Origin of the sequence: Cellulomonas sp. McL0617 (assembly GCF_049994875.1) — a bacterium.
GTDB lineage: Bacteria > Actinomycetota > Actinomycetes > Actinomycetales > Cellulomonadaceae > Cellulomonas.
The window spans coordinates 2417317-2438063 of record NZ_CP188256.1 but is presented as its reverse complement, the minus strand read 5'-3'; the positions used below and the strand labels follow the sequence as shown (position 1 = coordinate 2438063).

Annotated in this window: 21 protein-coding genes, 1 tRNA gene and 1 other RNA gene; 13 read left to right on the top strand and 10 right to left on the bottom strand. The window is 72.4% G+C overall.

The window, feature by feature from the left end:
• The first annotated feature begins 86 nt into the window (after positions 1-86).
• From ACPPVS_RS11135 to ACPPVS_RS11125, 3 genes are read left to right on the top strand one after another with little or no spacing between them, the layout of a single operon-like run.
• Positions 87-560 carry an FMN-binding protein gene (locus ACPPVS_RS11135; RefSeq protein ID WP_426592332.1) on the top strand — a complete coding sequence of 158 codons (474 nt, stop codon included), beginning with the start codon at positions 87-89 and terminating at the stop codon, positions 558-560.
• Entirely contained in the window at positions 547-1410 is an 864-nt protein-coding gene (locus ACPPVS_RS11130; RefSeq protein WP_426592331.1) for an FAD:protein FMN transferase, read from the top strand. The genes ACPPVS_RS11135 and ACPPVS_RS11130 overlap by 14 nt, the downstream gene beginning before the upstream one ends.
• Positions 1407-2915 carry an FAD-dependent oxidoreductase gene (locus ACPPVS_RS11125; protein ID WP_426592330.1) on the top strand — a complete coding sequence of 503 codons (1509 nt, stop codon included), beginning with the start codon at positions 1407-1409 and terminating at the stop codon, positions 2913-2915. Before ACPPVS_RS11130 ends, ACPPVS_RS11125 begins: the two co-directional genes overlap by 4 nt.
• A gap of 21 nt (positions 2916-2936) precedes the next feature.
• On the opposite strand, the gene ACPPVS_RS11120 is transcribed toward ACPPVS_RS11125, so the two are convergent.
• The 5 genes from ACPPVS_RS11120 to ACPPVS_RS11100 form a co-directional block, all read right to left on the bottom strand.
• Complete coding sequence (locus ACPPVS_RS11120) at positions 2937-4199, bottom strand: beta-ketoacyl-[acyl-carrier-protein] synthase family protein (protein WP_426592329.1); 1263 nt, start codon at positions 4197-4199, stop codon at positions 2937-2939.
• Between the two features lie 89 nt (positions 4200-4288).
• Positions 4289-4537: an acyl carrier protein gene (locus tag ACPPVS_RS11115; protein ID WP_028046583.1), complete on the bottom strand. Its 249-nt coding sequence runs from the start codon at positions 4535-4537 to the stop codon at positions 4289-4291.
• Positions 4538-4613: 76 nt separating this feature from the next.
• Complete coding sequence (locus ACPPVS_RS11110; RefSeq protein WP_426592328.1) at positions 4614-5618, bottom strand: beta-ketoacyl-ACP synthase III; 1005 nt, start codon at positions 5616-5618, stop codon at positions 4614-4616.
• The gene (locus ACPPVS_RS11105) at positions 5615-6592 is read right to left on the bottom strand and encodes an ACP S-malonyltransferase (RefSeq protein WP_426592327.1); all 978 of its coding nucleotides are present in this window, start codon (positions 6590-6592) and stop codon (positions 5615-5617) included. The genes ACPPVS_RS11110 and ACPPVS_RS11105 overlap by 4 nt, the downstream gene beginning before the upstream one ends.
• A 79-nt stretch (positions 6593-6671) precedes the next feature.
• On the bottom strand, positions 6672-7940 hold the full coding sequence (locus ACPPVS_RS11100) for a PucR family transcriptional regulator (protein WP_426592326.1): 1269 nt from the start codon (positions 7938-7940) through the stop codon (positions 6672-6674).
• Positions 7941-8179: 239 nt separating this feature from the next.
• Between ACPPVS_RS11100 and ACPPVS_RS11095 the strand changes: the two genes are divergently transcribed.
• The gene (locus ACPPVS_RS11095) at positions 8180-8743 is read left to right on the top strand and encodes a hypothetical protein (protein WP_426592325.1); all 564 of its coding nucleotides are present in this window, start codon (positions 8180-8182) and stop codon (positions 8741-8743) included.
• Positions 8744-8812: 69 nt separating this feature from the next.
• Here the strand turns inward: ACPPVS_RS11095 and aceE are convergent, their stop codons facing one another.
• A complete protein-coding gene (gene aceE / locus ACPPVS_RS11090) occupies positions 8813-11557 on the bottom strand; it encodes a pyruvate dehydrogenase (acetyl-transferring), homodimeric type (protein ID WP_426592324.1) in 2745 nt (914 codons plus the stop codon).
• Between the two features lie 314 nt (positions 11558-11871).
• Between aceE and ACPPVS_RS11085 the strand changes: the two genes are divergently transcribed.
• The 7 genes from ACPPVS_RS11085 to ACPPVS_RS11055 all read left to right on the top strand — a co-directional run bounded on the left by ACPPVS_RS11085 (position 11872) and on the right by ACPPVS_RS11055 (position 16555).
• Positions 11872-12291, top strand: a complete 420-nt coding sequence (locus ACPPVS_RS11085) for a DUF3052 domain-containing protein (RefSeq protein ID WP_426592323.1) — start codon at positions 11872-11874, stop codon at positions 12289-12291.
• A 19-nt stretch (positions 12292-12310) separates the two neighbouring features.
• Positions 12311-12775, top strand: a complete 465-nt coding sequence (locus ACPPVS_RS11080) for a peroxiredoxin (protein ID WP_426592322.1) — start codon at positions 12311-12313, stop codon at positions 12773-12775.
• 34 nt (positions 12776-12809) lie between these two features.
• Positions 12810-12883: transfer RNA gene (locus ACPPVS_RS11075), tRNA-Val, on the top strand.
• A gap of 87 nt (positions 12884-12970) precedes the next feature.
• Positions 12971-13825 carry an MOSC domain-containing protein gene (locus ACPPVS_RS11070; RefSeq protein WP_426592321.1) on the top strand — a complete coding sequence of 285 codons (855 nt, stop codon included), beginning with the start codon at positions 12971-12973 and terminating at the stop codon, positions 13823-13825.
• 10 nt (positions 13826-13835) lie between these two features.
• Positions 13836-15032 carry a Nif3-like dinuclear metal center hexameric protein gene (locus ACPPVS_RS11065; RefSeq protein WP_426592320.1) on the top strand — a complete coding sequence of 399 codons (1197 nt, stop codon included), beginning with the start codon at positions 13836-13838 and terminating at the stop codon, positions 15030-15032.
• Positions 15029-15775 carry a zinc ribbon domain-containing protein gene (locus ACPPVS_RS11060; RefSeq protein ID WP_426592319.1) on the top strand — a complete coding sequence of 249 codons (747 nt, stop codon included), beginning with the start codon at positions 15029-15031 and terminating at the stop codon, positions 15773-15775. The genes ACPPVS_RS11065 and ACPPVS_RS11060 overlap by 4 nt, the downstream gene beginning before the upstream one ends.
• A 42-nt stretch (positions 15776-15817) precedes the next feature.
• Positions 15818-16555, top strand: coding sequence for a histidine phosphatase family protein (locus ACPPVS_RS11055; RefSeq protein WP_426592318.1), 738 nt, complete (start codon positions 15818-15820; stop codon positions 16553-16555).
• On the opposite strand, the gene ACPPVS_RS11050 is transcribed toward ACPPVS_RS11055, so the two are convergent.
• A complete protein-coding gene (locus ACPPVS_RS11050; RefSeq protein ID WP_426592317.1) occupies positions 16552-17712 on the bottom strand; it encodes an SLC13 family permease in 1161 nt (386 codons plus the stop codon). The two genes, ACPPVS_RS11055 and ACPPVS_RS11050, sit on opposite strands and share 4 nt — an antisense overlap.
• The gene (locus tag ACPPVS_RS11045) at positions 17709-18491 is read right to left on the bottom strand and encodes a YaaA family protein (RefSeq protein ID WP_426592316.1); all 783 of its coding nucleotides are present in this window, start codon (positions 18489-18491) and stop codon (positions 17709-17711) included. The genes ACPPVS_RS11050 and ACPPVS_RS11045 overlap by 4 nt, the downstream gene beginning before the upstream one ends.
• Positions 18492-18538: 47 nt before the next feature.
• Here ACPPVS_RS11045 and ACPPVS_RS11040 point away from each other — a divergent pair, with 47 nt between their 5' ends.
• Positions 18539-18922 carry a tautomerase family protein gene (locus ACPPVS_RS11040; RefSeq protein WP_426592315.1) on the top strand — a complete coding sequence of 128 codons (384 nt, stop codon included), beginning with the start codon at positions 18539-18541 and terminating at the stop codon, positions 18920-18922.
• On the opposite strand, the gene ACPPVS_RS11035 is transcribed toward ACPPVS_RS11040, so the two are convergent.
• Entirely contained in the window at positions 18904-19191 is a 288-nt protein-coding gene (locus ACPPVS_RS11035) for a LuxR C-terminal-related transcriptional regulator (RefSeq protein ID WP_426592314.1), read from the bottom strand. The genes ACPPVS_RS11040 and ACPPVS_RS11035 overlap by 19 nt on opposite strands.
• Positions 19192-19250: 59 nt before the next feature.
• Between ACPPVS_RS11035 and rnpB the strand changes: the two genes are divergently transcribed.
• Positions 19251-19633: RNase P RNA component class A (gene rnpB / locus ACPPVS_RS11030), an RNA gene on the top strand.
• A gap of 377 nt (positions 19634-20010) precedes the next feature.
• Here the strand turns inward: rnpB and ACPPVS_RS11025 are convergent.
• On the bottom strand, positions 20011-20370 hold the full coding sequence (locus ACPPVS_RS11025) for a hypothetical protein (protein ID WP_426592313.1): 360 nt from the start codon (positions 20368-20370) through the stop codon (positions 20011-20013).
• Positions 20371-20747: the final 377 nt, after the last annotated feature.

Genomic DNA, 20747 nt, shown 5'->3' with positions numbered 1-20747 from the left:
AGCGTCGCCCCAGACAACTTCCCTAGAGTGCCCACCAGAGTCGCGATCTCACGCCGCTGGTCGGCACGAACAAGGAAGCCTTCTCCATGAGGACACCCACGAGGAGCACGGTCGCGCTCGTTTCCGGAGCATCCGTCGTCGCAGCACTGGCCGCGTGCTCGGACGGAATGCCGTCGCATCCCGCCGGCCCGTCGACGGCGGCGGTCGCAGGCGGTGCCACGATCACCGAGGCCGAGCCGACGGCGGCGGACCCGTCGGCGTCGGGCTACACGGACGGGACCTACACGGCCGCAGGGTCGTACCAGTCGCCGCAGGGCAAGGAGTCGATCGAGGTCTCGGTGAAGCTCTCCGGCGGGGTGATCACCGCGGTCGAGGTCGAACCGAAGGCGACGAACCCCACGTCGGCGCAGTACCAGCACGACTTCGCCTCCGGCATCGCCGAGGCCGTCGTCGGGAAGAAGATCACCGACGCGGACGTCGACGTCGTCTCGGGCTCCTCCCTCACGTCGGAGGGCTTCAACGCGGCGCTCGCCGAGATCGCGGCCGATGCGAAGGCCTGAGGCGTCGTTCGACGCCATCGGCACGCGGTGGTCGATCTATCTCGACGGCCCGCTCGACGTCGCCACGCCGTCGCGCGTCCGACGACGGATCGAGGCCTACGACGCCGTCTGGTCGCGGTTCCGCCCGGACTCGCTGGTCAGCACGATGGCGCGCGAGGCCGGCACGTATCGGCTCCCGCCTGAGGCCGCACCCCTGTTGGACCTCTACGCGCTGCTCGCGCGCGTCACCGACGGAGCGGTGTCGCCGCTGGTCGGCCGCAGCCTCGTGCGCCTCGGGTACGACGGCGACTACACGCTGCGCCCGTCGGGCGCGCCCGAGCCGGCGCCGACGTGGGACGACGTGGTCGAGCGCGACGGCGACGTGCTGGTGCTCCGAGAGCCCGTGCTGCTGGACGTCGGCGCCGCGGGCAAGGGGCAGCTGGTCGATCTCGTCGCTGACGAGCTGGTGGACTGCGGGATCGACCGGTACGTCGTCGACGCCGGCGGCGACCTGGTGCACCGCGGCGGCCCGGCGTTCCGGGTGGCGCTGCAGCAGCCGGGCGACCCGGCTCGCGCGATCGGGGTGGTGGAGCTCGCCGACGCGGCGCTGTGCGGCTCCGCCGTGGACCGTCGGGCCTGGGGTGACGGGCTGCACCACGTGCTCGATGCGCGCACGGGCCTGCCGGCGTCGGACGTCGTGGCCACCTGGGTGGTGGCCGAGAGCGCGATGCTGGCGGACGGGCTGGCGACGGCGCACTTCTTTGCCGATGCCGACCGGCTCGAGGCCGTGATCCGCCACACGTACGCGCGCCTCGGCGCGGACGGCCGGTTGCGGTACTCCCTGGGCCTGCCCGGAGAGGTGTTCGTATGAGCGGGTTCCTCGGCAGGGCGACCACCTACCGCGTCATGACGTGGACGCTGGGCGCGATCCTGCTGTCGGCCATCCTGCTGGCGCTGGCCGGCTCGATCTCGCAGGACCCGCTCGCCATCTTCCTGTTCGCGGTCGTGGCCGTGCTGGTCAGCGTGCTGACGAGCCGGCTGTGCGGCGCCCTGTGGCGGACTCGCGTGCACGCTGAGTCCTCGGTGATCACCGGGCTGATCCTGGCGCTCCTGTTCTGGCCGCAGCTCAACGTCACCTCGTTCCTCACGCTCGCCGGTGCCGCCGTCGTGGCGAGCCTGTCCAAGTTCGTCCTCGCCGTGCGGGCGCGGCACGTGCTCAACCCGGCGGCGGCCGGGGCGCTGATCGGCGGACTCGTCGCCGTGCCGTTCGGCGGGTTCCCGGCGGCGTGGTGGGTCGCGACGCCCACCCTGCTGCCGATCGTCGCCCTCGCCGGGCTCGTCGTGGTGCTGCGGACCGGTCGCGGACTCCTCGTGGCCACGGCCGTGCTGGCGTCGCTCGCGGTCCTGGTCCCGCGGCTGCTGCACGCCGGGGCGTCGCCGGTCGAGGCCGTGACGAGCCCCTTCCAGTCGTACCCGATCGTGTTCGCCGCCTGCTTCATGCTCACCGAGCCGCTGACCCTGCCGCCGCGACGTCGCCAGCAGCTCGTCGAGGCGGCGCTGGTCGGCGCGCTCACATTCGTGCCGTTCACCGTCGGGCACCTGTACAACTCGCCCGAGCTGGCGCTCGTGGTGGGCAACGTCCTCGCGTTCACCGTCGGGCAGCGCAGGGCCGTGCTCCTGCGCGTGCAGGGTCATCGCACCGTGGCGCCGGGCGTCCGGGAGGTGGCGTTCGCCCCGCAGAACCCGATGCGGTTCGAGGCAGGCCAGTGGATCGAGCTGCACGTGCCGCACGCGGACGCCGACTCCCGGGGCTCGCGGCGCGTGTTCTCGGTGGCTCGGGCTCCGGGCGGCGAGACCGACGTCGCGGTGGCGTTCCGGCTCTCGGAGCAGCCGAGCACGTTCAAGGCGGCGCTCAGCGCCGTGCCCGAGGGGACCCTGGTGCGGGTCACCGCCGTCGGCGGCGACTTCCTCCTCCCGCGCGACGCGTCCGTGCCGCTGCTGCTGGTCGCCGGTGGGATCGGGATCACGCCCTTCGTGAGCCACCTGGCGGCCGTCGCGGGCTCGGACGACCGGCGCGACGTCGTCGTGGTGCTCCTGCTGAACCCCGGCGACCCGCCCGCGTACCCCGACGTGCTCGTCGCGTCCGGGGCCCGGGTCGTCGTCGTGTCACCGACGCTCGCGGACGACCTGCCGACCGGCTGGGCGCACGTCCCGGCGCCGCTCCTCGACCCCGAGGTCCTGCGCAGCCACGTCCCGGACCTCACCACCCGGGTCGCCTACGTCTCCGGCTCACCGGGCATGGTCGACGCGACGCGCCGGGTGCTGCGGGGGTCCGGTGTGCGCCGCATCAGGACCGACGCGTTCAGCGGGTACTGAATCAGCGAGCGGTCCTGAGGATCAGACCGACGCGACGACCAGCGCGACGTTGTGGCCGCCGAACCCGAACGAGTTGTTCACGGCGCCGATCTGGCCGTCACGCAGCGGGCGCGGCTTGTCGCGGACCAGGTCCAGGACGAGCTCGGGGTCGGGGTTCTCGACGTTGATCGTCGGCGGCGCCTGACGCTCGACCAGCGCCAGCACGGTGAAGATCGTCTCCAGCGCGCCCGCGCCGCCGAGCAGGTGGCCGGTCATCGACTTGGTCGCCGACAGCGCGACGTGGTCGGCCTCGTCGCCGAGGAGGCCGCGGATCGACCGAGCCTCGATCAGGTCGCCGACGACCGTCGACGTCGCGTGCGCGTTGACGTGCACGATGTCGGTCCGGGCGATGCCGGACTCCTCGAGGGCGGCCTTCATGGCGCGGATCTGCCCGTCGCCCGACGGCTCGGGGGAGGTGATGTGGTAGCCGTCCGCGGACAGGCCGACGCCGGCGATGCGCGCGTACACGCGGGCGCCCCGGGCGGCCGCGTGCTCGGCGCTCTCCAGGATGACGACGCCGGCGCCCTCGCCGATGACGAAGCCGTCCCGGTCGACGTCGTAGGGGCGTGACGCGCCCTCGGGGTCGTCGTTGCGCAGCGAGAGGGTGCGCGACGCGGCGAACGCGGCGACGGGCATCGGGTGGATCGACGCCTCCGTGCCGCCGGCGATGACGACGTCGGCGCGGCCGGTGCGGATCATGTCGGCGGCGTACCCGATCGCCTCGGCGCCCGAGGCACAGGCGGACACGAGCGCGTGCGCGCCGGCGCGGGCACCGAACTCCAACGAGACGTACGCCGTGGGGGAGTTGGGCATGAGCATGGGGACGGTCATGGGCAGGACGCGGCGGGCGCCGCCGTCGGGGCTCCCCAGGAGCTTCTCCCACGCGTCGAGGATCGTCTGGATGCCGCCGATGCCGGACGACACGACCGACCCGAGCCGGTCACCGTCCACCTCGGGTGCGCCGGCGTCGGCCCACGCCTCGCGCGCCGCGATGATCGCGTACTGCGCAGACGGGTCCATCTTCTTCTGCTCGGGGCGGGTCAGGACCTCGCTCGGGTCGACCTTGATCGTCGCGGCGAACTCGACCGGGATGCCGAAGCGTCCGGCCCGCTCGAACCAGGCGTCGTCGAAGCGCCGTGCGCCGGACTCGCCGTTCAGCGCGGCGGCCCAGGTGCTGGCCACGTCCCCACCCAGCGGGGTGGTCGCGCCCAGTCCCGTGACGACGACATCAGGTACGTGGCTCATCGGTGCTCCAGATCGGGTACTCGGGGATCAGGGGTGGACCGTCCGAGCGGCACGAGACGCGCCGCCCGGACGGACCGGTGGGGACAGGCTCAGGCCTGCGCACCCGCGATGAAGGTGACGGCGTCGCCGACGGTCGCGAGGTTCTTGACCTCGTCGTCCGGGATGGTGACCTCGAACTTCTCCTCGGCCAGCGTGACGATCGTCATCATCGACAGGGAGTCGATGTCGAGGTCGTCGGTGAAGGACTTCTCGGGCAGGACGGAGTCCGTCGGAAGCCCGGTCTCCTCGCTGACGATCTCGGCCAGGCCGGCCAGGATCTCCTGCTCGCTGTACGCCATCGGTGTCTCCTCGTGTCGGGTCGTGCTGTGTGGGGTCGGACGAACGGTACAGCGGGGGCCGTACCGACAGCTGGGTTCAGGGCAGGACCACGACCTGCGCGGCGTACACCAGGCCGGCTCCGAAACCGATCTGGAGGGCGAGCGCACCGCTGGACACCTGGCCCTCGCGGAGCAGGCGCTCGGTCGCCAGCGGGATCGACGCCGCCGAGGTGTTGCCCGTCTCGGCGATGTCCCGGCCGATGACGACGCTCTCCGGGAGCTTCAGGGTCTTGATCATCTGGTCGATGATGCGCATGTTGGCCTGGTGCGGGATGAACGCCTCGATCTGATCGGCGGTCACGCCCGCGGCGTCCATGGCCTTCTGCGCGACGGGAGCCATCTGCCAGACGGCCCACTTGAAGACGCTCTGGCCCTCCTGGCGCAGCGTCGGCCAGCCGAGGCCCTCGTCGCGGGTGGCCAGCCACGAGTGGGTCTGGCGGATGGCCTGGGCCTGTCCGCCGTCAGAACCCCAGATCGTCGGGCCGATGCCGGGCGTGTCCGACGGGCCGATCACGACCGCGCCGGCGCCGTCGCCGAGCAGGAACGAGATCGTGCGGTCGGTCGGGTCGATGAACTCGCTCATCTTCTCGGCGCCGATGACCAGCACGTTGCGGGCGGTCCCGGCCCGGACCAGTGCGTCCGCCTGGCCGATGCCGTAGCAGTAGCCGGCGCACGCCGCGGAGATGTCGAACGCGGCCGCGGGGGAGGCGCCGATGCGGTCGGCGATGATCGCGGCGCCCGCGGGCGTCTGGTTGAAGTAGGTGACGGTCGACAGGATCACGACGTCGATGTCGGCGCCGGTGAGCCCGGCATCCTTCAGCGCGAGGATGGCGGCCTCCTCGGCGAGGTCGAGCACGTCCGTGCCCGCCGACGCGCGGCGGCGCGTCACGATGCCGGTCCGCTGCTGGATCCACTCGTCGGAGGAGTCGATCGGGCCGGCGATGTCGTCGTTGGTGACGACGTTCTCGCCGCGGACGCCGCCGAGGCCGAGGATGCGGGTGTGCGCCGGTCCGGTGGCCTGCGTGAGGGTGGGACGGGTCACGACGGGTTCTCCTGCAGGGTCTCGGGGCTTCCGGCGTGCCGACGGATGAGGTCGCGTGCGGCGTCCAGGTCGGCGGGGGTCTTGACGGCAACGGTCTCGACCCCGGGCAGCGTACGCCGCGCCAGACCCGTGAGCACTCCGCCGGGCGCCACCTCGAGCAGCCCGGTGACCCCGAGCTCCTGCAGCCTGGCCTGGCAGAGGTCCCAACGGACCGGGTTGGCCACCTGCGCGACGATGAGTTCGAGGGCCCGAGCACCGGAGGCCGCGACCGACCCGTCGGAGTTGGTCAGCAGCGGCACCATCGGCTCGCCGGGCGTCACGTCGTCCGCGGCGGCTCGCAGCTCCGCGACGGCGGGTGCCATGTGCTCGGTGTGGAACGCGCCGGCCACCTGCAGCGTGAGCACGCGAGCCTTGGTCGGCGGGGCGGCGGCGAACGCGGCCAGCGCGTCGAGCGTGCCCGCGGCGACCACCTGGCCGCCGCCGTTGACGTTCGCGGGCACGAGACCGTGCTGCGCCAGGAGCGCGAGGACCTCGTCGGGGTCGCCGCCCAGGACGGCGCTCATGCCGGTCGGCGTGGCGGCGGCGGCGCGGGCCATGGCGGCCCCGCGGACCGTGACCAGGCGCAGGGCCTCGTCGTCGGTCAGCACGCCCGCGATCGCGGCCGCCGCCAGCTCGCCGACCGAGTGACCGGCGGTCGCGCCGAGCAGCGGTTGTGCCGCGAGAGCGAGCGGTGCGTCGGCATCGAGGTCGAGAACCGCGCGCAGGCTGGCCAACGCCGAGGCGACCAGCAGCGGCTGGGCGACGGCCGTGTCGCGGATGGTGTCCGCGTCGGACGTGGTGCCGTGGGCGACCAGGTCGAGACCCGTCGTGCGTGACGCCCGCGCGATGGACTCGGCGACGGACGGCAGCTCGAGCCACGGGGCGAGCATGCCGGGGGACTGGGCGCCCTGACCGGGGCAGACGACGACGAGCACGCTCTCAACCTTGCCTTCCCGCCGCCGTGCCTCTCGGTCACGGCGGGCACCAACCTTCTGGGACGCCCTTGTGCCTCTCCTACAAAGAGCCGGCCGCCGCGTCGAGCCGGCCGAGGGCCAGCGCGGTCTGCAGGACGTACGACTCTCGGGCGTCCAGCGGATCCCATCCGGTGACGTCGGCGACCCGTCGCAGGCGGTATCGGACCGTGTTGGGGTGCACGTACAGGGTGCGTGCGGCGGCCTCCAGCGAGCGTCCCGTCCCGAGGTAGGCCGAGAGGGTCTCGAGCAGGGATCCCTGGCTGGCGGCCAGGGGCGCGAACGCCTGCGCGACGAGCGTCCGGCGGGCGGTCTCGTCGCCGATCAGCACCCGTTCGGGCAACAGCTCGTCGGCCTGCACGGGACGCGGTGCGTGCTCCCACGCGGGCGCCGCGAGCAGTCCCGACAGCGCGGCGCGGGCCGACCGGGCCGAGTCGGTGAGGTCGCCGACGACGGGTCCGATCACGACGGGACCAGGCCCGAACCGCGGCAGCAGGGTCGCGGCCGCGGCGCGCAGGTCGCCCTCGCCGCCCAGGAACACCACCAGGCGGTCGCCCTGGATGCCGACGAGCGCGTCGTCCGCCGCGCGGCGGGTCGCCCGGCGGAGCTCGGCGGCGCGGACGTCGTCGAGCGCGGACGTCGTCGTGCCCACCATGACGAGCGTCGACCCTCGTCCGCTCCACCCCAGCGCGGCGATGCGCGACCGCAGCGCGTCGTCCGCGTCCCCCCGGACCAGGGCGTCCACGACGAGGGCCTCGAGCCGCGCGTCCCAGGCGCCACGCATCTCCGCGGCTCGGGCGTAGACCTCCGCGGCGGAGAACGCGACCTCCCGGGAGTACCGCAGGACGGCCTCGCGAACCTCCCGCTCGTCGCCCGGCGCGGCCAGGCGGTCGCTGTTGGTCTCGACCACGTCGACCACCACGCGCACCAGCTGGAGGGTGTGCTGCAGGGAGATCGACCGGGTCAGCTCGGGCGGTGCGGTGGCGAAGATGTCGCCCACGCCGTGCGGAGGGCGGGTCGGCTCGGCGAACCAGGTGACGAACGCGGTGATCCCGGCCTGCGCGATGAGCCCGACCCACGAGCGGTCCTCCGCCGGCAGCTGGCGGTACCACTCCAGGTCCTCGTCCAGCCGCCGCATGGCGGCCGCCGACAGCAGTCCCGCTCCCTCGCGGACGCGACGCTGGGTCTCCGGACCGCCGCGCGGCTCGAGCACGGCGGTCGCCGGCGTGCGGACCCGGGCCGGCGCCGTGCGACGCGGCCGGGCGGGCGGCGGGGAGGTCTGGGGAGCAGGCCCGTCGAGGGTGCTGGACATGGGGCGAGCATAGGGTGCCTATTGTGGGAAGTCGACAAACGCCGGTCGGCGCGCACCCGTGTCGGCGACGTCGTCGCCCGGTGTGGTTCGTCCCTTACGGATAAGGTCGCTGCATGGCACTCCTGCCCCGCCTGCGTCAGTTGATGCGACGGCCGTCGTCGGCGTCGCGGGTTGGCGCGCGCCGTCCGACCAGTGTCGCGCGGCGCGGTGACACCCTCCACGAGGACGCCCTACGGTCGATGCTGAGCGACGATCCGAACAACGAACGGGCGTTCGTCGCGCTCGCCGAGATCGTCCGTCGCCGCGCCGCGGAGTCGACCGTCGCCGACGACGACCCGTTGGCGGCACCGTCCGACGAGGTGGAGCGTCAGCGCGCGGCGGACCTCGCGGTCTGGTCGCTGGGCGAGGAGCTCGCGGGCAACCCACGCGCCTGGTACCCGCTGATCGAGGTCGCCCGGCTGTCGGTGCTCGACGACCGCGAGGGCACCCTGCGCCGCCTGACGACGGCGGCAGAGCGGGACCCGTCCGGCAAGGCTCTCGTCGAGGCGCTGGCCTTGCTGCGGGACGCCGACCTGCCCGTCGACGCGATCGGGCTGGGCGTCGGGCACTGGCGCCCTCGGGAGCACGACCCCGAGGTGGCTCGCCAGCTCGTGCTCGCGTCCGTGGAGGCGGGCCGGCCGCTGGAGGCCAAGCAACACATCGCGGCTCTCGACCTGTACCCAGACCAGAAGGCGGTCGCGGACCTGAAGAGCGAGCTGGCCCGCGAGCTGGCGCACGCCGAGCAGAACATCCCCGGCACCTGACCGGAAGCAGACCGTACGACGAAGGCCCGGGCAGCGATCGTCCCGGGCCTTCGTCGTCTCGTCAGATCGTCAGCTGTCGCCGCCGGCGTTGCCGGACGTACCGGCGTTGACGTCGTGCAGGCGGTAGCGCTCGATGGCCTGCGCGGGCGCGTCGTGGCCGACCGCACCCGTGCGAGCCAGCTGCTGCAGCACGCGGACCACCGTCGACGGGCCGTCGATCTTGAAGTGCCGCCGGGCCGCCGCGCGGGTGTCCGAGAACCCGAAGCCGTCGGCGCCGAGCGTCGCGTACGTGCCGGGGATCCAGGCACGGACCTGGTCGGCTACGAGGTGGTCGTAGTCCGTCGTCGCCACGAACGGACCCTCCGCCCCCTGCAGCTTCTGCGTGAGGTACGGGACGCGCTCCTCCTCGCCGGGGTGCAGGTACGCCCGCTGGTCGGCGGCCAGGCCGTCGCGACGCAGCTCGTTCCAGCTGGTCACCGACCAGACCGCCGCCTGGACGCCCCAGTCGTCGGCGAGCAGCTTCTTGGCCTCCAGGGCCCACGGGATCGCGACGCCCGAGGCGAGGATCTGGGCGCGCGGCCCGTCGCCCTCGATCGGCGAGATCAGGTGGATGCCTCGCAGGATCCCCTCGACGTCGACGTCCTCCGGCTCGGCCGGCTGCGGCATCGGCTCGTTGTAGACGGTGAGGTAGTAGATGACGTCGCGGTCGCGACCGCCGGCGTCGCCGTACATGCGCTCGATGCCGTCGCGCACGATGTGCCGGATCTCGTACCCGTAGGCCGGGTCGTAGTGCACGACGTGCGACATGGTCCCGGCGAGCAGCGGCGAGTGACCGTCGGCGTGCTGCAGACCCTCGCCGGTCAGCGTCGTGCGGCCGGCCGTGGCGCCGATCAGGAAGCCGCGCGCCATCTGGTCGCCTGCCGCCCAGAACTGGTCGCCGGTCCGCTGGAAACCGAACATCGAGTAGTAGAAGTAGAAAGGGATCAGCGGCTCGCCGTGCGTGGCGTAGGACGTGCCGACCGCCTGGAACGCGGAGGCGGACCCGGCCTCGTTGATGCCCGTGTGCATGATCTGGCCGGACTCGGACTCCTTGTAGGAGAGCATGAGCTCGCGGTCCACGGCCATGTAGTTCTGGCCGTTCGTGTTGAAGATCTTCGCGCTCGGGAAGATCGAGTCGAGACCGAACGTGCGCGCCTCGTCGGGGATGATCGGCACGAGACGGTGGCCGAAGCCCTTGTCCCGGACGAGGTCCTTGAACAGCCGCACGAGCGCCTGGGTGGTCGCGACCTCTTGGTGCCCGGACCCCTTGGCCAGGCCCTCGTAGACCTTGTCGTCGGGCAGGTCCAGCGGCTTGTGGGCCGTCCGGCGCTCGGGCACGAACCCGCCCAGCTGACGACGACGCTCCAGCAGGTACTGGATGCCCTCGTCGTCGGTGCCGGGGTGGTAGTACGGCGGCAGGTACGGGTCGGCGTCGATCTGCTCGTCCGTGATCGGGATGTGCAGCGAGTCGCGCAGCGTCTTGAGGTCGTCGCCCTTGAGCTTCTTCATCTGGTGCGTGGCGTTGCGGCCGGCGAACCCGGAGCCAAGGCCGTAGCCCTTGATGGTGTGCGCCAGGATGACCGTCGGCTGGCCCGTGTGCTCACGGGCGGCCTTGTAGGCGGCGTAGATCTTGCGGTAGTCGTGCCCGCCGCGCTTGAGCGCCCAGATCTCGTCGTCCGTCATCTTCTCGACGAGCGCCTTGGTCCGCGGGTCGCGGCCGAAGAAGTTCTCGCGGATGAACGCGCCGTCCTCGGCTCGGTACGTCTGGAAGTCGCCGTCGGGCGTGGTGTTCATGAGGTTGACCAGCGCGCGGTCCTTGTCGGCGTTGAGCAGGGCGTCCCACTCGCGGCCCCAGACGACCTTGATGACGTTCCAGCCGGCGCCGCGGAACTGCGCCTCGAGCTCCTGGATGATCTTGCCGTTGCCGCGCACCGGGCCGTCGAGACGCTGCAGGTTGCAGTTGACCACGAACGTCAGGTTGTCCAGGCCCTGCTGGCCGGCCAGCTGGAGCATGCCGCGCGACTCGGGCTCGTCCATCTCGCCGTCGCCGAGGAACGCCCAGACGTCCTGCTGGCTCGTGTCCTTGATGCCCCGCAGGTGCAGGTAGCGGTTCGTCCACGCCTGGTAGATGGCCGCCGACGGGCCGAGGCCCATCGACACGGTCGGGAACTCCCACAGCTCCGGCGCGAGGCGCGGGTGCGGGTACGACGGCAGTCCGCCGCCGGGGTGCGACAGCTCCTGGCGGAACCCGTCGAGCTGGTGCTCCGACAGGCGTCCCTCGAGGTACGCGCGGGCGTAGACGCCGGGGGAGGCGTGACCCTGGAAGTAGACCTGGTCACCGCCGCCCGGGTGGTCCTTGCCGCGGAAGAAGTGGTTGAGGCCGACCTCGGTCAGCGTCGCGACGGACGCGTACGACGAGATGTGCCCGCCGACCGCGATGCCGGGGCGCTGCGCACGCGTCACCATGACGGCGGCGTTCCAGCGGATCCACGACCGGTACCGGCGCTCGAGCGCCTCGTCGCCTGGGAAGTACGGCTCGTCGTCCACCGCGATCGTGTTGACGTACGGCGTGTTGAGCGAGGCCGGGATGGCCACGTTCCGCTGGCGCGCGTGCCGCAGCATGCTGAGCAGCACATAGCGCGCGCGAGGGCCGCCCTTCTCGTCGATGAGTCCGTCGAGGGACTCCACCCACTCGCCGGTCTCCTCCGGATCGATGTCCGGGACCTGGCTGAGCAGGCCGCCGATGAGCGGTCCCGTCTCGTCGATCGAAGCCACCTGCGCTCCTTGCGTCTCGTCAGCGCGCACGAGCCCGGTCGGCATCGGCGGCGCATCTGTGCCCGGCCCCGTCGAGCGCGCCTGGGTGGGCGGCGTGACGGGGTGCGGGGTAGTGCCCCCATTCTCTGACCCCGAGGGCCCGAAAGTCACACCGAGTGCCCAGAACCCTCACGTGACGTCCATGACACAGGAGGTGCACCGGCGCCCCCGACCTCGTGTCTTGCCGGGCCGCGCACGGGTGCGGTGGGCTACGGTTTGGCATCAGGAAGCGTCGCCCCGGCCTGGGGCGAGCGAGGGAAGGGATCGGTCAGGACGTGTCATCCACCACGGACGACGCCTCGAACGTGGCGTCTCGTCTGGGTTTCGCCGCTGGACAGGTGATCCAGGAGTTCGGGTACGACGACGACGTCGACGACACCCTGCGGTCCGGGCTCGAGGACATCACCGGCACCGAGCTGGTCGACGAGGACTACGACGACGTCACCGACGGCGCGGTGATCTGGTTCCGGCAGGACGACGGCGACCTGACCGACGCACTGGTCGACGCCCTCACCGTGCTCGACGACAACGGGCCGATCTGGGTGCTCACCCCGAAGGCGGGTCGCACGGGCCACGTCTCGCACAGTGACATCGAGGAAGCCGCGACGACCTCGGGGCTGCACGCCATGAGCACGCTGTCGATCGCCGCCGACTGGTCCGCCACCCGGCTCGCCGCCAGAGGCCGCGGTCGCTGACCGTTGTTAGGGTCGCCGGATGGCGACTCCGACCGTCGGCGATCTCGCGCCCGACTTCTCCCTGCTCGACACGCACGGCACGCCCGTGACCCTCAGCGGTCTGCGCGGCGGCCCCACCGTGATCGTGTTCGTACCGTTCGCGTTCTCCGGCACGTGCACCGGCGAGCTCTGCGAGCTGCGCGACAACATCACGGAGTTCGAGCAGGCCGGCGTGCACGTCGCGGTCGTGTCGTGCGATCCCAAGCACGCCCTGCGCGCATGGGCCGCGCAGGAGGGCTTCGGCTTCGACCTGCTGTCGGACTTCTGGCCGCACGGTGAGGTCGCGCGCGCCTACGGGGTGTTCGACGAGGCCAAGGGCTTCGCGGTACGCGGCAGCTTCCTGGTCGACGGCGCCGGGATCCTGCGGTGGTCCGTCGTGAACCCGCCCGGCAAGGCACGCGACTTCGCGTCCTACCGCGCGGCGATCGCGGACCTGGCCGCCTGAGGTCCCCGGTAGGCTGAGCGACCGTCATCTGTCAGGGCCTGTAGCTCAGCTGGTCAGAGCGCCGCGCTTACACCGCGGAGGTCGCCGGTTCGAAACCGGCCGGGCCCACCGTCGTCCTTCGTCCGGAGGTCGGGCACGCCGGGCGGCCGCCCGCCGATGCCTCGCGGACCGGCTCGCTGGCCTATTGTCCGCACCATGCCCGTCGTCTCCGCGCTGACCGTCTTCCCCGTGAAGTCGTTCGCCGGGACCCCGTTGTCGAGCATGACGGTCGGCGTCGCCGGGCCGCGCGCCGACCGGCGGTGGATGCTCGTCGGAGACGACGGCGTGACCCTGACAGCGCGCAAGTTCCCGCGGATGCTGGCCGCGCACGCGCGGCCGCTCGACGGCGGCGTTGAGCTGTCCGGCGCGGGCCTGCCGACGATCGTCGTGCCCGAGCCGAGCGGTCCGGCGGACGTGCCGGTCGAGATGTCGCGCGTGGGGACCGCGACGCCGGCGGGTGCCGAGGCGGCGGCGTGGTGCTCCGAGCTGCTCGGCCGTTCCGTCCGGCTCGTGTGGCTCGACGACCCGGCGCGGCGCGGCATGTCCGACCGGCACGGCGGCACGGTCGCGGACCCGCTGGCGCTCACGGACACCGGCCCGCTGCACGTCACGACGACGGCATCGCTGGCACGGCTGAACACGTGGGCCGACGAGATCCACGACGAGCTGGTGGGCGAGGCGCTCGTGGCGGGCCGGCCCGCGCCCGATCCGCGACGGGTGCTCGACATGCGACGGTTCCGGCCGAACCTCGTGCTCGACGGCGACCTCGAGCCGTTCGCCGAGGATGACTGGTCGACCGTGGTGGTCGGGGACGTCGAGCTCCGGTTCGCCGACACGTGCGGCCGGTGCGTGATGACGACGATCGACCCGGACACCCAGCGCAAGGGCAAGGAGCCGTTGCGCACGCTGGCGCGGCACCGACGCCGGGACGGCGAGGTCTGGTTCGGGATCCAGATGGTGCCCGTGCGGTTCGGCACCGTCTCCGTCGGCGACGAGGCCCGCGTTGGGTAACGTGCAAGGCGTGACCGCTGCGAGCCTTGCCGACGTCGTGCAGCTGCTCGAACGTCGCTACCCGCCGGCCACCGCGCAGGCCTGGGACGCGGTGGGTCTGGTGACGGGAGACCCGTCGCAGCCCGTCGCGCGGGTGCTGTTCGCCGTCGACCCCCTCGCGGCCGTCGTCGACGAGGCGGCGGCCTGGGGTGCCGACCTCGTCGTGACCCACCACCCCCTGCTGCTCAAGCCGGTCCACTCGATCGCGGCCACCACGTTCAAGGGCGCGCTGCTGCACCGGTTGGTGCTGGACGGGATCGGTCTGTACACGGCGCACACGAACGCGGACGCGGCGACCGGGGGAGTCGCGGACGCGCTCGCCGAGGCGCTCGGGCTCCTCGAGACTGCGCCGTTGGACGCCGAACCGGTCGAGGCGCTCGACTGCCACGTGGTCTTCGTCCCGGTCGCCGACGCGGAGCGGATGGTCGATGCGCTGTCGGCCGCCGGTGCCGGGGCGATCGGCGAGTACAGCCGATGCGCCTTCACCTCGACCGGTGAGGGCACGTTCACGCCGTCGGGGGACGCGAACCCGACCATCGGGTCGGCGGGTGTCGCGTCGCGCGTGGTCGAGGCGCGCATCGAGATGGTCGCGCCACGGCGGGTACGTGCGGCCGTCGTCGCCGCGATGCGAGCGGCGCACCCCTACGAGGAGCCCGCCTTCGACGTGCTGGAGATGGCCTCGTGGCCGGGGTCGACCGGCATCGGGCGGGTCGGCCGGCTCACGGAGCCGACGACGCTGCGGGAGTTCGCGGACGTCGTCGCGAAGGCCCTTCCCGCGACCGCGCAGGGCATCAGGTTCGCCGGCGACCCGGACGGGCGCGTCGAGCGCGTGGCGGTGGTCGGCGGATCGGGCGACTCCCTGTTCGACGCGGTCCGGCGCGCGGCCGTCGACGTGTACGTCACCGCCGACCTGCGCCACCACCCCGCCTCGGAGCTGCGTGAGCGGGCCGACCACGAGAGCGGCACCCCGTACCTCGTCGACGTCGCCCACTTCGCCTCCGAGTGGCCCTGGCTGGCGCACGCCGCCCGTGCGCTGGAGCAGGATGCCGCCGCTGCGGGGACTACGGTGGTCACGCGCGTCAGCACGTTGAGCACCGACCCGTGGACGGGCCGCGTCGCGAGCCCCGAGCAGACCGCACCCGACGCCTCGACCGAAGGACACCCGTGACCACAGCCCCCGCAGCGGACCAGCGCCGACTGCTCGACGTCCAGGAGCTCGACACCCGGCTGGACCAGATCGCGCACAAGCGGCGGACCCTGCCGGAGCTGGCCCGGCTGGTCGAGCTCGACTCGCAGGTGGGCGACCTGTACACCGCGCTGGTCACCAGCCGGACCGCGGTCGGCGACCTCAAGCGCGAGCTGACGAAGGCGGAGGCCGACGTCGAGCAGGTGAGCAACCGCGCCGCGCGCGACCAGGGCCGCCTCGACTCCGGACAGGGCAGCCCCAAGGACCTGCAGGCCCTGCAGAGCGAGCTCGTCGCCCTGGGCCGTCGGCAGTCCGACCTCGAGGAGGTCGAGCTCGACGTGATGGAGCGGCTCGAGGCCCACGAGACCGCGCTGGCCGAGGTCACGACCGCGCACGACTCCCTGGCGTCGCGTCGCGCCGCCGTCGAGGCCGAGCGCGACGCCGCATTCGCCGCGCTCGACGCCGACGCGGACGCGGTTAGGTCCGAGCGTGCGGTCGCGGCGGACGGCCTGGATGCGGCGCTCGTGGCGCTCTACGAGAAGCTCCGTGCCCAGCTCGGTGGCCGGGGCGCCGGCGCGCTGCGCGGTGCCCGGTGCGAGAGCTGCCGACTCGAGCTCAACCCGCTCGATGTCGAGGCCATCCGCAAGGCGCCCGAGGACCAGGTCGTGCGGTGCGAGGAGTGCGGACGCATCCTCGTCAGGCTGCCTGAGCCCGCGCGAGGCTGACCGCCCCTCGCCAACCCGGCCACGGACCGCAAGACTGCCCTGGTGAGCGACGGCGTCGTACCTCAGTCCCCACCCGCAGGCCTGGCCCCCCGTCCGTCGGGCGCCGGCGTCCGCTTCGACGAGGAGCAGCCGGTCACTGTCGTCCTCGTCCGACACGGGCAGACGACCATGACTGTCGCGCGCGGGTACTCCGGTTCGGGCGAACCGGGGCCGCCGCTCGACGGGACCGGCATCCGGCAGGCCAACGACGCGGCGGACCTCGTGGACCGCGTCGGCCGTGACCTCTGGGGCGACATCCGCTACCCCAACCTCGTGATCGCGTCGCCGATGGTGCGCACGCAGATGACCGGCGCCATCATCGCCGAGCGCCTCGGCCTGCCGGTGCGCACCGACGCCACGTTCCAGGAGGCGGACTTCGGCGAGTGGCAGGGGCTGACAGCCGAGCAGATCGAGGAGCGCTGGCCCGGGCAGCTCGAGCCCTGGCACACCGCGGCGAACGTGCGACCGCCCGGTGGGGAGTCGATCGAGGACGTCGGCGTCCGGCTGCGCCGCGGGCTCGACGCCCTGCTCGCCGAGGGCGTGGACCGGACCGTGGTCGTGGTCAGTCACGCCGTCTCGATCCGTGCGGCGCTCGGCGTCACCATGGGCGCTCAGCCGTCGTCGTGGAGCCAGCTGCGCGTCGCGCCCGCGTCGGTGAGCATCATCCGGCTGTTCGAGGACCGTCGCGACGAGGTCGCCGTGGCCGGTGCGCCGAGCGAGGGCTGGTCGACCGGCCGTTAGTGCGTCGCGACGAGGGCCAGCGTCGAGAGCAGAACGGCAACGGGCGCGAGGACCAGTCCCTGCCGCACGATCGTGCGCGTCGGGACGTCGAGCATGACCGTGCGGCAGCGCTGCCACCACAGCACGGTCGCCAGCGAGCCCCAGGGGGTGATCAGCGGGCCGACGCCCGTGCCGATCAGGAGGGCGCCGATGCGCAGCGGGTCACCACCCATCGCGGGCTCGAGCGCGAGGTAGGCGGGCAGGTTGTTGACGCCGTTCGCGGCGAGCGCGCCGACGCCGGCCACCCGCAGCAGCGAGCCGACACGGTCGCCTGTCCCCGCGGCGTCAGCGAGCAGCGTGCCCAGGCCGTGGGCCTGCAGGGTCTCGACGACGGCGAAGAGGCCGAGGACGACCAGCAGCGTCCGCCACGGGACGAGGTCGCGGGCCCTGACGGGGAGCTTCTGGTGCCGCACGAGCGTCACGACGAGCAGGACGACCGCCGCCGCCACGGCCGTCGGTGCGGTCGGGGCGCCCACCGCGAAGGCGACCCCGAGGACCGCGACGGTCAGGGCGGCGACGACCAGCAGCGGCCGGTCCCGGGCGGGGCGTGGCAGGTTCGGGGTGAACTCGCCGCGCAGCACGCGGCGGTCGCGCACCGCGAGGATCGTCACCGTGACGACGATCGCCGTCAGCGCCGGGGCCCACATGAGACCGAGGTAGCCGACGTGCGCCTGCCGGAGCACGTGATCGGCGAGCAGGTTGGTCAGGTTCGACACCGGCAGCAGGAGCGACGCGGTGTTGGCCAGCGCGAGCACGGCCATCGCGAACGGCAGGGGCGGTGTGTGCGTGCGTCGGGCGAGGGCGATGACGACCGGCGTCAGCAGCACCGCCGTGGTGTCCAGCGACAGCACGGCCGTGCTCAGGACGGCCAGCAGGACCACGAGCGCCCACAGCGCCCAGCGGCGCTTGCCGGCGACACGCGCCGCCAGACCGGCCGCCTGCTCGAACAACCCGGCGCCTGCGCACATCTCGGCGACGACCGTCAGGCCGGCGACGAAGATGAGGATCGGGATGGTGCGCTGGGCGGTCTCCCGGGCGTCGTCGGCGGGCAGCCACCCGGACACCACCACGAGGACCGTGGCGACGACCGCCACCAGCCACCAGGGGATGCGCCTCACGTCACGACGAGCGACAGCACCCGTGCACCGCGCGCGGGCGGCCCGAGCTCGACGGCGAGCAGATCCGTCCCGACGAGCTCGCCGGCCACGCGCGTCAGGCTCGACGCATCGTGCGGCGCCTTCCCACGACGCGTGAGCAGGTGACGCGTCAGCAGCCCGCGCGTGTGCTTGGCGCTGTGCGAGACGACCGACCGTGTCCCGTCGGCCTCCTGCCGCAGGACGCGCACGGCCACCCAGTCGGCGGTCGTCGGGGGACGCCACACCGCAAGGTACGTGGCCGACCGGCAGTCGACCACCAGCTCGCCCTCGGGCCGCTGCTGCAGCTCGGCGCCGAGCGCCCCCTTCCACGCGCCGGCGAGCGGTCCGATGCCGGGCAGGTCGGTCCCCATCGACAGCCGGTAGGCGGGGATGTGGTCGTCCGGGGCGACCAGACCCCAGAGCCCCGAGACGATCCGGACCGACTCCGCCGCCCGCGCGCGCCCGGTCGCCGTCAGCCGGTCCAGGCCCGCCGCGCCGTACAGGACCCCCGTGTAGACCTTCGTCGCCGGTGCGGTCGCGGCCGTGCGCAGGCCGATGTTGCGCGCGACCTCGCCGGCGAGGCTGGGCCCCACCCCGAGGACGCCGACCGCGTCCGGCGACGCGCTGACCTGCGCAAGGGCGTCGAGCACCTTCTCTCGCATCGGCGTCAGGCCCGGTGCCGAGAGGGCGGCGAGATCGAGCTGGGGGCCGCGGGCGCGCGGCGGCGTCTTGCCCTCGGAGGGCGGCAGGAGGACGAGCACGCCTGAACTGTAGGCTCCACGAGTTGGGTCGGCGCGAGGAGGACCACATGGCGCAGGTGAAGATCTACGGCCGGCGTGACGTCTGGCAGGACCGTCGCGGGTCGATCTCCGACGCGGTCCACCGGGCGGTCGTCGGCGCCTGGGGCCTGCCGCCCGAGAAGCGGTTCCACCGGTTCCTCCTGCTCGACGCCGACGACCTGGTGGCGCCGCGGTCCAAGGAGTACCTGGTCATCGAGATCCTGTGCTTCACCGGACGTTCCGCCGAGGCGAGGCGGGCCCTGATCGCGGCGTTCTACGACGACGTCGCCCCGACCCTGGGTCTGTCCGTCGAGGATCTCGAGATCATCATCATCGAGAGCCCGCCGCAGAACTGGGGGATCCGGGGGGTCTCCGGCGACGAGCTGTCGCTGGACTATCGCGTCGACGTCTGAACGGCGGGCCGCGGGACGTCGGCCTTGCGCGGTCCGTCGTCGTCGTCGGGGGACCCGAGCCCCTCGGGCACCAGACCCCACGCGCGGCCCACGTGCAGCGCACCCTCACGGTCGGCCACCCCGAGCTTGAGATAGATGGACCTCACCTGCGACTTCACCGTGTTCCGGGTGACGTACAACGACGACGCGATCTCGCCGAGGGTCAGGGGGAGTGCGAGGTGCGCCAGGATGACGCGTTCGCGCTGGGTCAGTGGCGGTGTGGTGTCCATGCCCGGGGTTCGTCGCCGGTCCGCCGGCGGATGGGTTGCCGCTACGCTTGCGGCGCGGATGAGTCAGTCAGGCGGCCGCGTCGGGCCTTCGGGCCCGCCGAGGAACGTCCGGGCTCCGCAGAGCAGGGTGGTGGGTAACACCCACCCGGGGCGACCCGCGGGAAAGTGCCACAGAGAACAGACCGCCGGCTCAGCTCGCTGGGCCGGTAAGGGTGAAACGGTGGTGTAAGAGACCACCAGCGTGCCGGGTGACCGGTGCGGCTCGGTAAACCCCACCCGGAGCAAGGTCAGACAGGGAGCGTTCGAGGGCTGCTCGCCCGAGCTCCCGGGTAGGCCGCTGGAGGCGTGCGGCAACGTACGTCGTAGAGGGATGGCCGCCACTCGCGCAGCTGCGGGCAACCGCGCGCGAGGACAGAACCCGGCGTATCGACTGACTCATCCGCTTTTAGGCCGCTGACCTGCGGAAACGCTTCAGCGCTACTGCGCTAGTCCGCGTGTAGTCCGCAGGACGTTTTGCGACATCGCAGCATCGACAGCTTCACGGGTCCGACTGTCAGAATCCGGCCAGAGGTGGCTGTAGGTGTCCAGAGTCTCTACAGCTGACGCATGGCCCAGGCGATCCTGCACTGTCTTGACGGACTCGCCATGCCGAATCAGCAGTGATGCGTAGATGAGCCATCGCGCCCTGAGGGTGGGAAGTCCGCTAGATGCTGTGCTTCCCAGTGGCGCGCTTTGACTCCCACCTGTCCAGCTGGTGGAGGGTCCTGTCGCTGTAGCCGATAGCGGCAGCCGTACTCGGCAGTGGCGTCGGGGAGGCCTCTAGACGAGACCCGGCCATCTCGAACTCCCTGGCCCCTGCACCCAGCCGCCTTCGTCGCTGTCCCACGCGATGTAGCGCTCCCGCAGAGCTTCGAGCCAGGCCTGAGCAAGCTCGACCAGGCCCAGCTCTATGGGGCGAACCAGCTCGCCGTGCGGCTCGTCTGCCGCGAATCTGCCCAACGCTAGACGGTCGGGCGACGAGCGCTCGAGCATAGCGACGAGCCGAACGTTGCCGGCGCTCTCGGCCATGGGCAGCCACGACGTCAGCCACTCTGGTTCTGCGGTGTTCGGTGGGTAGTACTGCCCGCGCCACTCCGCTAGGTCATCCACGGCGGCGTCGATCGACAGGGGGCGCCACATGCCAGCACCGATCGAGTCCCGAGAACGGTTCTCCGTCCGTCAGGCCGTCGTGCCACTGCCACCATTCGCGCAGCGCGTCGGGCACCTGCGGGCCGGCGGCCGCCTCGAGGAGGGCCATCGCACTGGTTGAAGCGGGCGGAAGTGCCAGCTCGCTGAACGGCGCGCCCTGTGCGTCGAGCTCCGCCTCCAGTGCGCGAAGGACGGTCCGCACTTCGCTTGCTCTCGTCACGTCGTCGTCAGCCTCCTGTTCCGTCTGTTGTGCTCGAAGGGCAAACGAAGAAGGTTGGAGTGTCCACTTCTGGCAGTGGCACCACGAGGTACGGCATCCCGGTGTTCGGCTCGCCGGCAGCGTTGCTGAAGCCGCACTTCGTTGTCGT

Coding starts and splice junctions, on each gene's coding strand:
- ACPPVS_RS11135 (WP_426592332.1), top strand. CDS start 87: ATGAGGACACCCACGAGGAGCACGGTCGCGCTCGTTTCCGGAGCATCC.
- ACPPVS_RS11130 (WP_426592331.1), top strand. CDS start 547: ATGCGAAGGCCTGAGGCGTCGTTCGACGCCATCGGCACGCGGTGGTCG.
- ACPPVS_RS11125 (WP_426592330.1), top strand. CDS start 1,407: ATGAGCGGGTTCCTCGGCAGGGCGACCACCTACCGCGTCATGACGTGG.
- ACPPVS_RS11120 (WP_426592329.1), bottom strand. CDS start 4,199: ATGAGCCACGTACCTGATGTCGTCGTCACGGGACTGGGCGCGACCACC.
- ACPPVS_RS11115 (WP_028046583.1), bottom strand. CDS start 4,537: ATGGCGTACAGCGAGCAGGAGATCCTGGCCGGCCTGGCCGAGATCGTC.
- ACPPVS_RS11100 (WP_426592326.1), bottom strand. CDS start 7,940: ATGTCCAGCACCCTCGACGGGCCTGCTCCCCAGACCTCCCCGCCGCCC.
- ACPPVS_RS11095 (WP_426592325.1), top strand. CDS start 8,180: ATGCTGAGCGACGATCCGAACAACGAACGGGCGTTCGTCGCGCTCGCC.
- ACPPVS_RS11080 (WP_426592322.1), top strand. CDS start 12,311: ATGGCGACTCCGACCGTCGGCGATCTCGCGCCCGACTTCTCCCTGCTC.
- ACPPVS_RS11070 (WP_426592321.1), top strand. CDS start 12,971: ATGCCCGTCGTCTCCGCGCTGACCGTCTTCCCCGTGAAGTCGTTCGCC.
- ACPPVS_RS11040 (WP_426592315.1), top strand. CDS start 18,539: ATGGCGCAGGTGAAGATCTACGGCCGGCGTGACGTCTGGCAGGACCGT.
- ACPPVS_RS11035 (WP_426592314.1), bottom strand. CDS start 19,191: ATGGACACCACACCGCCACTGACCCAGCGCGAACGCGTCATCCTGGCG.
- ACPPVS_RS11025 (WP_426592313.1), bottom strand. CDS start 20,370: ATGTGGCGCCCCCTGTCGATCGACGCCGCCGTGGATGACCTAGCGGAG.